17 protein-coding genes are annotated in these 14,686 nt (G+C 73.3%); 4 read left to right on the plus strand and 13 right to left on the minus strand.

Annotated features, from left to right (window positions below; all coding sequences use genetic code 11):
* Positions 1 to 28: 28 nt before the first annotated feature.
* The 6 genes from VFZ92_RS32490 to VFZ92_RS32515 all read right to left on the minus strand — a co-directional run bounded on the left by VFZ92_RS32490 (position 29) and on the right by VFZ92_RS32515 (position 3,783).
* A complete protein-coding gene (locus tag VFZ92_RS32490) occupies positions 29 to 1,303 on the minus strand; it encodes an FAD-dependent oxidoreductase (RefSeq protein WP_330879996.1) in 1,275 nt (424 codons plus the stop codon).
* On the minus strand, positions 1,300 to 1,548 hold the full coding sequence (locus VFZ92_RS32495) for an indolepyruvate ferredoxin oxidoreductase subunit alpha (RefSeq protein WP_330879997.1): 249 nt from the start codon (positions 1,546 to 1,548) through the stop codon (positions 1,300 to 1,302). The genes VFZ92_RS32490 and VFZ92_RS32495 overlap by 4 nt, the downstream gene beginning before the upstream one ends.
* 13 nt (positions 1,549 to 1,561) lie before the next feature.
* Positions 1,562 to 2,269 carry a hypothetical protein gene (locus VFZ92_RS32500; RefSeq protein WP_330879999.1) on the minus strand — a complete coding sequence of 236 codons (708 nt, stop codon included), beginning with the start codon at positions 2,267 to 2,269 and terminating at the stop codon, positions 1,562 to 1,564.
* A gap of 146 nt (positions 2,270 to 2,415) precedes the next feature.
* Positions 2,416 to 2,847: a MarR family winged helix-turn-helix transcriptional regulator gene (locus VFZ92_RS32505; protein ID WP_330880001.1), complete on the minus strand. Its 432-nt coding sequence runs from the start codon at positions 2,845 to 2,847 to the stop codon at positions 2,416 to 2,418.
* A gap of 10 nt (positions 2,848 to 2,857) precedes the next feature.
* Positions 2,858 to 3,181 carry an antibiotic biosynthesis monooxygenase family protein gene (locus VFZ92_RS32510; protein WP_330880003.1) on the minus strand — a complete coding sequence of 108 codons (324 nt, stop codon included), beginning with the start codon at positions 3,179 to 3,181 and terminating at the stop codon, positions 2,858 to 2,860.
* 101 nt (positions 3,182 to 3,282) lie between these two features.
* A complete protein-coding gene (locus VFZ92_RS32515; RefSeq protein WP_330880005.1) occupies positions 3,283 to 3,783 on the minus strand; it encodes a MarR family winged helix-turn-helix transcriptional regulator in 501 nt (166 codons plus the stop codon).
* A 72-nt stretch (positions 3,784 to 3,855) separates the two neighbouring features.
* Here VFZ92_RS32515 and VFZ92_RS32520 point away from each other — a divergent pair, with 72 nt between their 5' ends.
* Together VFZ92_RS32520 and VFZ92_RS32525 are read left to right on the plus strand one after the other, a co-directional pair.
* Positions 3,856 to 5,172, plus strand: coding sequence for an MFS transporter (locus VFZ92_RS32520; RefSeq protein ID WP_330880008.1), 1,317 nt, complete (start codon positions 3,856 to 3,858; stop codon positions 5,170 to 5,172).
* Positions 5,173 to 5,192: 20 nt separating this feature from the next.
* Positions 5,193 to 5,852 (plus strand): hypothetical protein, encoded by a 660-nt coding sequence (locus VFZ92_RS32525; RefSeq protein WP_330880010.1) that lies wholly within the window; start codon positions 5,193 to 5,195, stop codon positions 5,850 to 5,852.
* 190 nt (positions 5,853 to 6,042) lie between these two features.
* Here VFZ92_RS32525 and VFZ92_RS32530 read toward each other — a convergent pair whose 3' ends face one another.
* The 3 genes from VFZ92_RS32530 to VFZ92_RS32540 all read right to left on the minus strand — a co-directional run bounded on the left by VFZ92_RS32530 (position 6,043) and on the right by VFZ92_RS32540 (position 8,865).
* Complete coding sequence (locus tag VFZ92_RS32530) at positions 6,043 to 7,239, minus strand: hypothetical protein (RefSeq protein WP_330880012.1); 1,197 nt, start codon at positions 7,237 to 7,239, stop codon at positions 6,043 to 6,045.
* A 148-nt stretch (positions 7,240 to 7,387) separates the two neighbouring features.
* Positions 7,388 to 8,062, minus strand: coding sequence for an alpha/beta hydrolase (locus VFZ92_RS32535; protein ID WP_330880014.1), 675 nt, complete (start codon positions 8,060 to 8,062; stop codon positions 7,388 to 7,390).
* Between the two features lie 2 nt (positions 8,063 to 8,064).
* Positions 8,065 to 8,865 (minus strand): DinB family protein, encoded by an 801-nt coding sequence (locus VFZ92_RS32540; RefSeq protein ID WP_330880016.1) that lies wholly within the window; start codon positions 8,863 to 8,865, stop codon positions 8,065 to 8,067.
* 60 nt (positions 8,866 to 8,925) lie between these two features.
* Here VFZ92_RS32540 and VFZ92_RS32545 point away from each other — a divergent pair, with 60 nt between their 5' ends.
* Positions 8,926 to 9,906 (plus strand): helix-turn-helix transcriptional regulator, encoded by a 981-nt coding sequence (locus VFZ92_RS32545; protein ID WP_330880018.1) that lies wholly within the window; start codon positions 8,926 to 8,928, stop codon positions 9,904 to 9,906.
* Here VFZ92_RS32545 and VFZ92_RS32550 read toward each other — a convergent pair.
* Positions 9,851 to 11,005 carry an aminotransferase class I/II-fold pyridoxal phosphate-dependent enzyme gene (locus tag VFZ92_RS32550; protein ID WP_330880020.1) on the minus strand — a complete coding sequence of 385 codons (1,155 nt, stop codon included), beginning with the start codon at positions 11,003 to 11,005 and terminating at the stop codon, positions 9,851 to 9,853. The genes VFZ92_RS32545 and VFZ92_RS32550 overlap by 56 nt on opposite strands.
* Positions 11,006 to 11,089: 84 nt before the next feature.
* Between VFZ92_RS32550 and VFZ92_RS32555 the strand changes: the two genes are divergently transcribed.
* On the plus strand, positions 11,090 to 11,545 hold the full coding sequence (locus VFZ92_RS32555) for a hypothetical protein (RefSeq protein ID WP_330880023.1): 456 nt from the start codon (positions 11,090 to 11,092) through the stop codon (positions 11,543 to 11,545).
* Here VFZ92_RS32555 and VFZ92_RS32560 read toward each other — a convergent pair.
* Genes VFZ92_RS32560 through VFZ92_RS32570 form a run of 3 tightly spaced genes read right to left on the minus strand, consistent with a single transcriptional unit; the run spans position 11,517 to position 14,622 of the window.
* Complete coding sequence (locus tag VFZ92_RS32560; RefSeq protein ID WP_330880025.1) at positions 11,517 to 12,344, minus strand: sugar phosphate isomerase/epimerase family protein; 828 nt, start codon at positions 12,342 to 12,344, stop codon at positions 11,517 to 11,519. The genes VFZ92_RS32555 and VFZ92_RS32560 overlap by 29 nt on opposite strands.
* Positions 12,341 to 13,489, minus strand: coding sequence for a dihydrodipicolinate synthase family protein (locus VFZ92_RS32565; RefSeq protein WP_330880027.1), 1,149 nt, complete (start codon positions 13,487 to 13,489; stop codon positions 12,341 to 12,343). Before VFZ92_RS32565 ends, VFZ92_RS32560 begins: the two co-directional genes overlap by 4 nt.
* Positions 13,486 to 14,622, minus strand: a complete 1,137-nt coding sequence (locus VFZ92_RS32570) for a Gfo/Idh/MocA family oxidoreductase (RefSeq protein WP_330880029.1) — start codon at positions 14,620 to 14,622, stop codon at positions 13,486 to 13,488. Before VFZ92_RS32570 ends, VFZ92_RS32565 begins: the two co-directional genes overlap by 4 nt.
* Between the last annotated feature and the right edge of the window lie 64 nt (positions 14,623 to 14,686).

Below are 14,686 nucleotides of genomic sequence, written 5' to 3' on the forward strand. Positions count from 1 at the left end.
CACCCCTCGGCGCATGAGCCGGTGGGAATCAGCCGCAGATGGCCAGCATGGTGGACAGGTCGGTGAGTTTCGCCCGCGTCCGGCCCTGGCGCCTGCCCAGCTCGGTCTCGTGCGCGTCGAGGCGCGTCCACCCCTCCCACGTCACGGGACGCACACCGCGCCGTCGCAGCAGCGCGGTCACCGCGGCAGGGTCCGGCTCCGCGGCGCGCGGCAGTCCGGGCAGGTCGGCCAGCAGGGAGGCGACGGTCTCCCCGGCGTCGGCCTTGTTGGTGCCGATCACGCCGGTCGCACCGCGCTTGAGCCACCCGGCGACGTACGCCCCCGGCACGCCGACGACCCGGCCGCACTCGTGCGGAACGGTGCCGGTGACCTCGTCGAACGGCAGTCCGGGGAGCGGCGTGCCGCGGTGCCCGATGGCGTACAGGACGGCGTCCACCGGCAGCGTCTCCCCGCCCGGTTCCAGCAGCAGGGCGTCGACCCGGTCCCGTCCGCACACCTCGACCAGCCGCGTGCGGAAGCGCACGTGCAGGCGTCGGGACGCACCCCGTTCGGGACGCCTCGCCCACTCGCGGAGGATCTCGACGTTGGTCCGGGCGGTGCGGTCGCCGGCGACGGTCCGCACCTCGTCCGGGGAGAGCACCAGGTCGTCGGGCCGCACCAGCACGTCGACGCCCAGTTCTCCGAGTTCGCGCAGTTCGACGGGGGTGAACCTCGCCTGGGCGGGACCGCGCCGGGCGATCAGGTGCACGTCGGTGACCCGGCTGCGGTCCAGCGCCGCGAGCACGGCGTCCGGCAGTTCGGTGTCGGCCAGGGCGCGGACGTCCTTGAGCAGCATCCGGGCGGTGTCGAGCGCGACGTTGCCCGCGCCGATCACCGCGATCCGCCTCGCGTCGAGCAGCCGCTCCGCGCTGACGGCGTCCGGGTGGCCCCCGTACCAGGCGACGAAGTCCGCGGCGGGCGCGCTGCCGGGCAGGTCGTCACCGGGAACGCCCGGCCGCAGGCCCCGCGCCGCACCGGTCGCGTAGACCACCGCGTCGTAGTGCTCGCGCAGGTCGGCCGCGGTCAGGTCGACGCCGACCGCGACGTTGCCGAGGAAGCGCACCGACTCCGCCGAGAACGGCCTGGCCAGCACCCTGGTCACCGATTTGATCTTCGGGTGGTCGGGTGCGACGCCGTACCTGACCAGGCCGTACGGCGTCGGCAGGCGGTCGGCCACGTCCACGCCGACGTCGGCCGCCGCCAGCGTGGCCGCGGCGTAGAGCCCGGCGGGCCCGGCGCCCACGACGAGGACGCGGCGACTCACGACGGGCCACCCGACCCGTAGAACGACCGGGCGGCCTCGATCGAGTCCTGCTCCTCGGCGGGCACCTCGTCCTCGGTGAAGATCGCGTCCACCGGGCAGATCGGCACGCAGGCGCCGCAGTCGATGCACTCGACCGGGTCGATCATCATCTGCTCGCCCGCGTCGTGGATGCAGTCGACCGGGCAGACGGTCACGCAGGACTCGTCCTTCGTGCCGACGCAGCGGCTCGTGATCGTGTAGGTCATGGCGGCTCTCCCGTCACTCCGACTTGGCTACCACTCGGTCACCGCGAACCGGGGCGGGACCCCGGCGCGCGGCGCGCAGCCTGCGTCCTCGGTAGATGGCGAACCCGATCGCGGCACCCAGCGTGAGCAGCGGGTAGTCCACCCGTGCGAGGTACTCGACGATCGGGACGGCGAGCGCGACGAGGAACACCCACGCGTCCGGGCTCCACTCGGCTCGCCGCACCGCGGCGCGCTTCGCCCGCTCCTCGCCGGCGTGGCGCCTGCCCCACGGCTTCTCGATCGAGATCCACACCATCAGCGCCAGCGTCGCGAGCGTCCAGCCGGTGCCGATGAACATCGGGGTGACCGACCAGCTCTCCCCCGCCTTCGACGCCTCCACGACGCGCTCCAGCGTCTTGCCCAGGTAGATGCTGCCGAGCAGGATCGCGATCAGCGTCAGCCAGAACTTCACGGTCACCCACCAGTGCCGGAAGTAGCCCCACGGGGTGAGCGCGGACAGCATCAGCCCCGTGTACGCGGTGCTGATCCCCAGGGGGTCCAGGATCTCGTTCTCCAGGAACAGCGAGGTCTCCAGCGTGACCAGCTGGTCGTGCGGGTCCATGCCGAGCACCCGCCCGAGCAGGACCAGCTGCACGACCGCCATCGCGCACCAGCCGACCGACGAGATCACGTGTAACCAGACCATCAGGTGCTTGGCGTGCTTTGCCGTGAATTTCTTCATGCGACAACCCTGCCGAAACTCGGGAACGGCGACCATCAGGACATTCCCTGACCGTCGGAGAATTCGTCCCTTAAGGGTGAAATAGGACGTAAATCGACACCACGAATAGACCGGACATCGCCCGGTCCACAGTCACGAAATATTCCCTATGAGCGTTCTACGACGCGCAGCAGAATTGCGTGCAGCTCTTGCCGCTCGGTGTCGTCGAGAGTGCCGAGAACGGGTACGCCAACGGCGAGCCGCTGCCGCAACCGCGTTTGCAGCCGCTTCCCCTCCTCGGTGAGCACGACCTGCTTGACCCGCCGGTCGTTCGGGAGCGCCTGCCGCTCGACGAGACCCCCCGCGTGCAGCCCGTCGATGATGCCGGTCATGTTCGAGGCGTCGCACCTCAGCCGGGCCGCGAGATCGCGCATCGACACGGGGCCGTTGATCCTCAGCAGCGCTCGGGCCTGGGGCACCTGGAGCTGGAGCGATCCGGTGACCATCGCGAACTGCGCCTTGACGCGGTCGGTCAGCTCGAAGAGCAGGTCGACGACCTCGACCACCGGCGCCGGTCGCTGCTGAGATCCAGGGGTCATAGCGGCGAGGCTAACCTCCGGCAACCTCCGCACGCGCCTGGTCACCCTCCTTCGCCACCTCGTAGACCCGTCGTTCGAGGACCCGCCAGTACGGCCGCATCGGCGTGGTCGTGTCCCGGTGCACCGGGGCGTCCTCCCAGGCCAGGAAGTGCTCGGTGCTCTCCCACTCGCTGAGCAGGACGTAGCGCTCCGGTTCCTCGTGGTCGCGCAGCAGCTGGTCGCCCAGGTGCCCCGGCACGTCGGCGACCTTGCTGGTCACCTCGGCGTACGCCCTCTCGAACGCCTCCGCGTGCTCCACGGCGACCCGCGCGGACACCATCACCCGTGCAGTCATGCCTCCCCCTCCGTCGGTCTCGGCACACACGATCCGGCAGATACTGGTTGAGGTCAACTATTGTTAGCGAGAGCAAACGTCAGGCCCGCTCGGTGGTGACGTCAGTCGGAGTAGCCGGTGTCCGCCGCGGGCACGGTTCGCAGCAGCAGTTCGTGCAGCACCGCCCGCTCGCCCTCGTCCAGCTCCCCCAGCAGTTCGGCGTGCGCCTCCGCCACGAGCCGGTCGGCCAGCACCAGCGCCCGCTCCCCCGCCGCGGTCAGCCGCAGCGCGTACCGGCGGCGGTCACCGCGGTCGCGCGTGCGGGAGATCAGGTCCGCCGCCTCGGCCTCGTCGACGACGGCGATCATCGTGGTGCGGTCGATGCGGAGCAGGTCGGCGACGGCCTGCTGGGAGATCGGCGTGCGCGCGTGGACGACGGCGAGCACCGCGTGCAGCCGGGGGTTCAGCCCCTCGGTCCGGAGCCTGCGGGCGAGCAGCACCCAGCCGCGCTGCACGGCCCTCGACATCACGTACATCGGCCAGCGCGTCAACTCCTCCGGGAGCCGGGGACCGCTCGCGTACAGGTCCGCGTCCGACGGCGTTTCCCGAACCCGCTTCTCCATCGGGCCATCATCGCGCATACTCACAAACCATCAGCTCTACTGAGGATCAGTCAGACTGACGATTGGAGCACCGTGCGCCAGTGGGCACCGTTGTGGGCGGTCTGCGCGGGAGCCGCCATGCTGCTGCTCGACGTGACGATCGTGCACGTGGCGCTGCCGAGCACCGGCGCGGACCTGGACGCCTCGCTCAGCGACCTCCAGTGGGTGGTCGACGTCTACGCGCTCGTGCTCGCGGCGCTGCTGCTGACCTCGGGCGCGCTGGCCGACCGGTTCGGCGGGCGCAGACTCTTCACGCTGGGGCTCTGCGTGTTCGGGGCCGCGTCGCTGGCCTGCGCGCTCGCGCCGACGCCCTGGTTCCTGATCGCCGCCCGCGCGGTGCAGGGCGCGGGCGCGGCGTGCGTGTTCGCCACCGGTCCGGTGCTGCTGCACCAGGCCTACGAGGGACGGGCGCGGGGCGTCGCGTTCGGTGCGTGGGGCGCGGTCAGCGGTGCCGCCGCGGCGGCGGGCCCGCTGCTCGGCGGAGTGCTCACCCACCAGTTCGACTGGCGGTGGGTCTTCCTGGTGAACGTCCCGGTGAGCGTGCTGGCCGCGGTGCTCGCGATGACCGGTCTCGCGAGGTCCCCCACCGCCGCCGACCGCGGGCTCGACCTGGCGGGCACGGTGTGCTTCGCCGTCGCCACCGGCTCGGTGGTCTACGCGCTGATCCGCGGCGACCTGATCCCGTTCGGCGTCGCGCTGGTCGCGCTGGTCGCCTTCGTCCTGGTGGAACGGCGGCACCCGCACCCGGTGCTGGACCTGCGCCTGGTGCGGAGCCCCGCGTTCACCGGTGTCAGCCTGGCGGCGTTGACGCTGTCCCTCTCGGCGTACTCCGGTCTGCTGTACGTGTCGCTGCGGCTGCGGGACGACGGCCTGTCCGCGCTCCAGACCGGACTCGCGCTCGCGCCGCTCGGCGTCACCGCGCTCGTGGTGTCGTCGCTCTTCGGGCGGAGGCTGCACCGCACCCCACCGCGCCTGCCGATCGCGGGAGGGCTGCTGCTCGTCGCCGCGGGAGCGCCGGTGACGGCGGTGTCGACCTGGCAGTGCGTGGTCGTCGGCACCGCGGTCGCGGGCACGGGCATCGGGCTGGTGAGCCCGATGCTGGCCAAGACCGCCATCGGCGCGGTGCCCGGCGACCGCGCGGGCATGGCCACGGCCGCCAACGCCGCGTGCCGCCAGTTCGGCACCGCCGTCGGCATCGCGCTGCTCGGCCCCGTCTTCCAGGCCCACGGGCTGCGAGCGGCGTTCGCCGTGTGCGCGGGCACGGCCCTGCTCGGGGCCGCGCTGTCGTTCGCGCTGCTGCGCGGCCCACAGGACGCTCTACCCCGACAACCAGTCAGGAGCACCCCATGAGAACCCCATCCCGATTACGGTTGCTGGCCGCGACGGTCGGGCTCGCCGCCGCGGCAGTCATCGCCGCACCCGCGACCAGCTCCGCACAGGACGTGTCGCGCGCCGGGCTGTTCCTCTGCCAGAGCAGCCTGCTGAAGGTGTCCAGCCAGTCGTGGACGCAGGCCAACCCGACGCTGAACCCGTGCGCGGACGACTTCCGGGCCGTCGACCGGCAGGACATCACGGTCGCCTCGATCGCCCGGTTGCAGACCAGCCTCATCGACGTGCGCACCGACCAGACCCCCAACGTGCTCACCGCGTCCCCACCCGCGGCCGACGACCTCGCGTTCGCCAGCGCCCGCGTGGCCTCCATCCGGCTCACCGCGACGGCGATCGGCACCGTCGAGTTCGGCGTCGTCCACGCCGACGCGACCGCCACCTGCGTGCCCGGCGACGGCGGCCTCGTGCCCGCGTTCACCGGGCGGTCCACGATCACCACGTTGCGCGTCAACGGAACCCCGGTCGTGAACCTCACCGGCCCGGTGAACGTCCCGCTGTCCTTCGGCACCCTGCGGCTGAACCAGACCGAGACCACGTCGACCGGTCTCGTGCGCAGGGGTGCGGTGTGGGACACCCCGCTCTTCGACGTCATCCTCGCCGAGGCGAGGGTCAGCGTCTCCGGCAACCCGTGCCGGACCTGAACCGCACGCCGTGCTCGTGACGCGGGCGCACGCCCTCGGCGTCACGAGCACGGCCCGGGAGCACGGCTCCTCCGGGTCGGCGCGGGCTGGTGAGCGGGTACCGCTCGTCGGAGGGCCCTGTCGTCCCAGAAGCGCCGCACATCGCTGGTCGTGCGGCCCAGCGCGCCGGACGGCACCGACGGTTCCCCACCTACGACGCGGGCACGACCTTGACCGACGCGAACATGTCCGCCATGAGCGCGGCCATGTCGTCGCTGCCCCCCGGACCCGTCACGCCCGCCGCGGGGACGTGGGCGGCGGCGTAGCTGATGGTCTGGAGCACGGGCTCGTCGGCGGTCCGCCGCACCAGGCTCCGCACCAGCGGGTGGTCGGCGTACTCCTCGGTGCCCTCGACCAGGCAGCGGCTCGTGCCGAGGGTGTGGCCCGGCCAGACGAACCAGCCGAACCTCCCGTCCGGCCGCGGTTCGCGGGTCGGGATGGGGGTGGTCGGGCCGTCCACGAGGAGGCGGAGCTGGGCCGTGGGCATCCGCACGCCCGTCGCCAGCTCGAACGTGTCCACCACGCCCGCGCCGCCGAACCTGGCACCGACCTCCAGGAACACGAGCCCCCGCGCGGACTCGATGGCCTCCAGGTGGAACGGGCCGGTCCTGATGTCCACCGCGGCCAGGCAGCGCAGCACCCAGTCGACCACGGCGGGGTCGGCGTCGACCTGCACCGATCCGAGCGGTTCCCCCTTGGCGAAGTCCAGGCAGGTGCCCACGTACCGGCTCACCACGACGGCGACCGCGGCACCGTCGGCCACGACGCCGTCGACGTGGATGATCGGCCCCTCGACGAACTCCTCGACCTCGTAGGCGTCCGGGGCCAGGCCGGCGCTCCGCACCGCCTCCAGCGCGGCGGCCGCGGTCCGGTGGCTGCTCACCCCCTCGCTGGACACGCCGGACAGCGGCTTGAGGACCGTCGGCCCGGACCACGGCACGTCGCCCGGAGCCGCCAGTGCGGACGACACGCCCAGGAAGCGGGGCGTGCGCAGCCCGTGCGCGGCGACGGCGGCCTTCATCGCCACCTTGTCGCGGTAGGGCAGCACGTCGTCCACGGTGGGGCCCGCGACGCCGAGCGCCTCCCGCACGCGGGCGGCGGTCAGCAGGTCGTACTCCGACAGCGCGACCACCACGTCCGGAGCGGGTTCTCCCGCGAGCGCCGCGAGGACCTCCCCGTCCTCCGGCCCGGTCCCCGGACGGCTGAGACGACGGGCGCGCACACCGGCGGGCATGGTGTCCACCCGGTCCGGGGCGCCGAGGTAGGTGACGTCGTGGACGTCGTGGTCGAGGCCCTCCGCGTACCGGATCACGCTGTCCGGGATGCGGTGCAGGACGAGGATGCGCATGGAGGTCTTCCGGTCGGCCGTGCCGCGTGCGCGACACCCCGCGGCGCGGGGCGCGGGCGAGCGTAGACCACCGGCACGCACCCTCCACACTAGACCGAACAGCCCAGTGGAAACCGCTGTCCAGCCTATGCGCGAACGCTTCCGCGCATCAGACCTCGGCCAGGATCCGGGCAAGTTCGACCGGTTTGGTGATCATCGGCCAGTGGCCCGAGTCGATGTCCACGAGCTCGACGTGCTTGGCCGCGGCCAGTTCCGGCACGTCGCCCGAGGCGATCCACCCGCGCGCCTGGTCCGGGCCGAACTCGGGGCAGACCAGGACGACCGGCACGTCGAAGCGGCGTTCGTCGGTCAGGCGCACCAGGCCCTTGGCGACACCGGCGGGCACGGGGATCGCGGCGGAGGCGAGGGCGTGCCGCGCCCGCTCGTCCAGGTCCGCGGCGTCCGGGCCCTCGAACGGGTCCCAGCCGGGGAAGGGCATGGCGCCGTCGACCAGGTCGAAGAAGTCGGCGTAGGGCTTGCCGTCCGACGTCGGGAAACCGCCGATCATGACGACCTTCGCGACCCCGTCCGGTCGCGCGTCGGCGGCCAGCCACGCCAGCGTGGAGGCGGCGGAGTGCCCGACCACCACCGGTTTTCCCTCCGCCGCGTCCACGGCGGCGAGCACGGCGGCGACCTGGTCGTCGAGCGTGGCGGACGCGGCGCCGTCACCCTGGCCGGGCAGGGTCAGGGGTACGGGGCGGTGGCCCAGCGCCTCCAGGGCGGGCACGACCTCGTCCCAGGCCGATCCGTCGAGCCAGAGGCCACCGATGAGCAGGACGTCCACGGTCAGTTCTCCTTCGCCAGTGCGGTCAGGTCTCGTTCGGCGTACAGCCGGTGCTCCCACTCCTCGTTGAGGACGATGCGCAGGCACGTCTTGAGGGGGAAGGCCTCCTCCCTCGGCCAGCCGGGTTCGGTGCGGGTCACCTCCGAGGCCAGCCGATCGTCGGTCAGGGACGCGATGACGTCGCGGACCATCGTCCCCCGGTCACGCCGGACCGCCAGCACCTCGTCCAGCGAAGGACGGGCCTCGCGGTCCCACGGGATGTCGTCCCAGCCCGGCGCCTCGTCCCACGGCAGGTCGAGCGGGTGCCACGGCGAGACGACGCCGAGGACCATCCGCCCCACCCACGCGGCACTGGCGAAGTTGAGGTGCCGCAGGGTCTGGATGAACGACCACTCGCCGTCCACGCTGGTGTGCAGCGCCTCCTCGGGGAACGTCCGCGCCCGCGCGACGGTCTCCTCCCAGCGGCGTTCCAGGACGTCCCACGCCTCGCGGAAGCCGTCCGGGTCCTCGGGGCGCATCTTCGCCCGTTCGGGTGTCCGGCGGTCCAGCTCGGCCTCGACGAGCGGGGCGATGTCGACGCCGTTCACGACGACGCCGCGCAGCTCGCCGCTGATCCGCACGTCGACCAGCTCGACGCCGCGCAGGTGGGTGCCGCGGACCACCGCGCCGTGGATCAGCGCGCCGCTGAAGTCGACCGCGTGCAGGGAGGAGTCGGTGAAGCGCACCCTCCTGAACGTGGAGTCCCGCAGGCTCACGTTCTCGAAGTGCGCCCCGGTGAGGTCTTGGTCGTGGAACTCGGTCATGGTGCGCCACCGTAGGACGTATTCCGGACGTTCTGCTTCCGGTTCACCTACGCTCCTCCCGTGTCGAGCGACATCAGCCCCACGGCGCGGGCCCTGCGCGCCCTGGAGGTGCTCCGGAACCGCCCCGGTGCCACGGCCGAGGACCTCGCCGCGTGCCTGGGCGTCACGGAACGCGCCGCGCGCCGGTACGTCGGGATCCTCCGCGAGGCGGGCATCCCGGTCGAGTCGACCAGGGGCCCGCACGGCGGGTACCGGCTCGGGCGCGGGACGCGGCTGCCGCCGGTGGTGTTCACCGAGCCCGAGGCGCTCGGGCTGGTCATGGCGGTGCTCGACAGCGGTCCGGCGGCGGACGACCTCGTCCGTTCGGCGCTGGGCAAGGTGGTCAGGGCGCTGCCCGAGGACGTCGGCAGGCGGGCGGCGGCGCTGCGGGAGCACGCGTCGGCGGTGCCCGACCGGCAGGCGGCCCACCCCGACCCGGCCACGGTCAGCGCGCTGGTCGCCGCCATCGCCGCCCGGTGCCGCGTGGTGGTCGCCTACCGCGGCGAGTCCGGCGACGAGTGGGAGGCCGAGGTGGACCCGTGGGCGGTGGTCGTCCGGCACGGGCGCTGGTACCTGCTGTGCCACTCGCACCGCGCGGACGCGGTCCGCACCTACCGGGTCGACCGGGTCCGCGCCGTCGAGCGCACCGCGCACGGGTTCACCCCGCCCGACGGGCTGGACCCGGCCGCGGCCGTCGAGGAGAACCTGGGCACGGGCTGGAAGTTCGCCACCCGCGTGGTGTTCGACGCGCCGCTCGCGGAGGTCCGGCCGTGGATCCGGCCGCCGATGGGCGGGCTGGAACCGCTGGGGGACGGCTGCGTGCTCGTCGGCAGCACCAGCAACCCGGCGATGTACGCGCAGGAGTGGCTGGCGACCGTGCCGCTGGCGTTCCGCGTCGAGGGCGGGCCGGAACTCCGCGCCGCGGTCGCGACGCTGCTCGCGCGCCTCACCTCGGCCCTGGACCCGCCAGCGCCCCGGCCAGGCGCCGAGCGCCCTCGGTGAGCCGGTCCGGCCCGTGGAAGCTCCACGAGAGCCGGATGGCGGCGTTCGCGCCGCGACCGAAGCGGGAGCCGGGCAGGACCGGCGCCCCGGCCCGCGCGGCGGCGGCGACCGCGGCCTCCTCGGTGACACCGTCGGGCAGCGTGACCCAGAGGAAGAACCCGCCCCCCGGGGTGGTGAAGCGGAACTCGGGCGGCAGGTGCGCGCGCAGGGTCGAGACCAGCGCGTCCCGGCGCAGGCGGAACTGCTCCCGCAGCCACACCACGTGCCGGTCGTAGGCCCCGCTCTCCAGCAGGCCCGCCACGGCGACGGCCGCGAGGTGGTTGAGGCCTCCCCCGCTGCTGAACGCGGCGCTCTCCGCGAAGCCCTTCGCGGTGGCGGCGTCGGTGACCAGCCAGCCGAGGCGCAGGCCGGGCGCCAGCGACTTGGAGAACGTGCCGAGGCGGACGACGTCGCGGTACCCGGCCAGGCCCGCGACGGACGTGGGCGGCGGCGGGCCGAGGACGACGTCGGCGTAGGCGTCGTCCTCGACGATCCGCACGCCGTGCCGCCGCGCCACGGCGATCAGCTCCCGGCGGCGCTCGACGGGCACCACCAGGCCGGTCGGGTTGTGGAACGTCGGCAGCAGGTACACCAGCGCGACCCCGGAGCCCGCGGCGTCGAGGGCCTCGTCGAGCGCCGACGGCACCATCCCGTGGGTGTCCATGGGCACCCGGACGGCGTCGAGGCCGCGGTCGGTGAAGACGCGCATCCCGTGGTCGTAGGCGAACGCGTCCGCCACGACGGTGTCCGCGTCGGGGACGGCCCAGCGGGCCAGCAGGTCGAGCGTGGTGGAGGTGCCCGCCGTGATGACGACCTGGTCGGCGCGGCACGGGACGCCGTCGGCCGAGGAGACGCGCCGGGCCAGCGCCTCCCGCAGCGGCAGCGGCCCCTGGTTCTCGCCGTAGGTCAGGCCCGCGGGCCCGTAGTCGTCGAACGCGTCGGCGTACGCGGTCCGCAGCAGGTCCGTCGGCAGCAGCGCCGGATCGAGGTGGCCCGGACCGAGGTCCACCACCCCGTCGGGCTCGACGATCTGGACGACGCCTTCCCGCCACCGCGTCACGGGTGCTCCCCTCACTGGTCCGCCGCGCCACCAGTGTGCCCTCCGCGGCGTAACGGTCGGGGCCGGACGGTCGAACCTGGTGTCATGAGGTTCGCCATCGCGCCACTGCTGCTCGCCGTGCTGGCCACGGGCTGTTCCAGCGTCGTCACCGGATCCGGCTCGGGTACGAGCACGTCGTCCCCCGCTCGCCCGGTGACGACCACCGAGCGGGGGACGACCACGACCGCGGCCGAGCCGACCCCGCCGCCCGCCACCGTGGACGAGAGCGCCCCGGCGCGGTACTGCGACCGGCCGTTCACCGGTGCGCTGGGACAGGAGATGCTCGCGGTCGTCGTCGAGACCCCGGCGGGCAGGCTCAACTGCGACCAGGCCGAAGCGGTCCTGGTCGACTACTACGCCCAGCGCTCCGAGCCGCAGGTGGGCCTGCCACCCGTCGCGATCGGGCCGATGTCGTGCAACCAGGTGCCCGAGGGCTCGATGCCCCAGGTGGTGTGCTCGGACGGCGACAACCTCATCTACTCGATGTGGCAGCAGCGCTGACGTGCTCGGCGAAGGCCCGCACGACCGTGGCCACCACGGTGTCCGGGTCTTCGCGCCACACGTCGGCGTTGAAGATCTCGACCTCGACGTCCCCGGTGTAGCCCGCGGCGGCGACGAGGCCCGCGATGTGGCGGAAGTCGATGTGGCCGTCGCCCATCATCCCGCGGGCCAGCAGCGCGTCGGCGGGCAGCGGGGTGATCCAGTCGCACACCTGGAACGACGCGATGCGGTCGGCCGCCCTGGCGACCTGGCGCTCCAGGTCGGGGTCCCACCAGACGTGGAAGGTGTCCACGACCACGCCGACGACGGCGGGGTCGTGCCGCTCGGCCAGGTCGAGCGCCTGGCCGAGGGTGGACAGGACACCGCGGTCCGCCGCGTAGATCGGGTGCATCGGTTCGAGGGCCAGGCGGACGCCCCGGTCGGCGGCGTAGGGCACGAGTCGCGCCAGGACGTCGGCGACCCCGGCCCTGGCGGCGGCGAGGTCGCGGCTGCCGGGTGGCAGACCGCCGACGACCAGGACCAGGCAGTCGGCGTCCAGCGCCGCCGTCTCGTCGATCGCGCGCCGGTTGTCGGCCAGCACCTCGTCGCGGTCGGGCGCGGTGAAGAACCCGCCGCGGCACAGCGACGAGACGCGCAGCCCCGCGTCGGCGAGCAGGGCGGCCCCCGCCTGGACGCCGAACTCGTGCAGCGGCTCCCGCCAGACGCCGATCGACGTGATGCCCGCGCGGACGCACGCGGCGACGGCCTCGGGCAGCGAGCAGGAGTTGACGGTCTTCTGGTTGAGCGACAGGCGGTTCACCGGACGACTCCGTGGACGTCGAGCAGGGACGACAGGCGGTGCAGGGCCAGCTCGGGATCGGGGATGAGCCCGGCCTGGTCGGCCAGGACGTAGGTCTCGGCCAGGTGGGGCAGGCTCCGGGCGCTCTGGAGACCGCCGACCATGGTGAACCCCGGCTGGAGGCCCGAGAGCCACGCCAGGAACGCGATCCCGGTCTTGTAGTAGTGCGTGGGGGCGCCGAAGACGTGGCGGGCCAGCGGGAGCGTCGGGGCGAACGCCGCGTCGTAGGCCGCGGGGTCGCCGTCGTCCAGCGCTCGCAGCGCCGCGGAGGCGGCCGGGGCGATGGCGGCGAAGATGCCGAGCAGGGCGTCGCTCGCGGCCGTGCCGTCACCCTTGATCAGCTCGGGGTAGTGGAAGTCGTCGCCGGTGTAGAGGCGGACGCCCGCGGGGAGCGCGGCCCGCAGCGACCTCTCGTGCTCGGCGTCGAGCAGGGAGACCTTCACGCCGTCGACGTGGGCGGCGTGCGCGTGCACCAGGTCGAGGAGCGCGGCGGTGGCCTCGCCGACGTCGGCCGAACCCCAGTAGCCCTCCAGCGCCCGGTCGAACACCGGTCCGAGCCAGTGCAGGACCACCGGCGCGTGGGCGTTCGGCAGCAGCCGGTCGTAGACGTGCCGGTAGTCGGCGGGGCCGGTGGCGAGGCGGGCGAGGTGCCTGCTGGCCATGACGACGACCTGCGCACCCGCGTCCTGGACCACGTCGAACTGCTCCGCGTACGCGCGCACGACCTCGTCCAGCGTCGTCGCGTCGGCGTGGTCGGTGCCCGCGCCCGCGGCGATGCGGCCACCGACGGCCTTCGCCTCGGCCGAGCTGCGGCGGATCAGCTCACGGGTGGCCGCCCAGTCCAGGCCCATGCCGCGCTGCGCGGTGTCCATCGCCTCGGCGACCCCGAGGCCGTAGGACCACAGGTGCCTGCGGAACCCGAGGGTGTGCTCCCAGTCGATCACCGCGGGCGCGCCGGGGCCGTTGTCCCCCAACGGGTCCGCGACGACGTGCGCGGCGGCGAACGCGATCCGGGACACCGGCGGCGCGGCGGGCTTCGGCCACGGCACGGGCTCGCGCGGCGCGTACTCGCGCAGGCCGCCGTCGAGGGTGGGGAGGGTGATCACAGCTCGACCCTGCGGTTCGTGCGCGACGACTCCAGGCCCGCCCTGGCGAGGCGGATCCCGCGGACCCCGGCCAGGAAGTCGTACGGGTGCGGGGCGTCCTCGACGACGTGCCGGACGTACTGCTCCCACTGCGCCTTGAAACCGTTGTCGAAGTCCGCGTTGTCCGGGACCTCCTGCCACTGGGCCCGGTAGGAGCGGGTCTCCTCCAGGTCCGGGTTCCACACCGGGCGCGGGGTGGCCTCGCGGGGCTGCACGACGCACCTGCGCAGGCCCGCCACGGCGCTGCCGCGCGTGCCGTCGACCTGGAACTCGACCAGCTCGTCGCGGTGGACGCGGACGCACCACGACGAGTTGAGCTGGGCGACCACGCCGCCCTCCAGTTCGAAGATGGCGTACGCGGCGTCGTCGGCCGTGGCCTCGTAGGGCTGTCCGGCCTCGTCGACCCTGGTGGGGATGTGGGTGGCGGTCTTGGCGATCACCGAGGCCACGGGGCCGAACAGGTTCTCCAGCACGTAGTTCCAGTGGCAGAACATGTCCACGGTGATGCCGCCGCCGTCCTCGGCGCGGTAGTTCCAGCTCGGCCGCTGCGCGGGCTGCCAGTCGCCCTCGAACACCCAGTAGCCGAACTCGCCGCGCACGCTGAGCACCCGGCCGAAGAACCCGCTGTCCACCAGCCGCTTGAGCTTGAGCAGGCCGGGCAGGTACAGCTTGTCGTGCACGACGCCGTTCTTCACGCCGGCCTCGGCGGCGCGGCGGGCCAGCGTCAGCGCGCCCTCGACGGACTCGGCGACCGGCTTCTCGGTGTAGACGTGCCTCCCGGCGTCGATGGCCCGCAGGATCGACTTCTCGCGCACGGCCGTGAGCTGCGCGTCGAAGTACAGCGGGCAGGTGTCGTCGCCCAGCGCCACGTCGAGGTCGGTCGTCCAGCGGGTCAGGCCGTGCCGCCGCGCCATCTCGGCGAGCTTGGCGGCGGAGCGGCCGACCAGGACCGGTTCCAGCTGGACCCGTGAGCCGTCGGACAGCTCGACACCCCCCTGCTCCCTGATCGCGAGCACCGAGCGCACGAGGTGCTGCCGGTATCCCATCCGTCCGGTCACGCCGTTCATCACGACGCCCAGGGTCCGCGTGGACATTCGACCTCCCGTGGAAAGCGCTTTCCAAGTTACCGTACAACAGTCGTCCCACTAGCGGGAGGAG

This window comes from Umezawaea sp., from assembly GCF_036375055.1.
Classification (GTDB): Bacteria; Actinomycetota; Actinomycetes; order Mycobacteriales; family Pseudonocardiaceae; genus Umezawaea.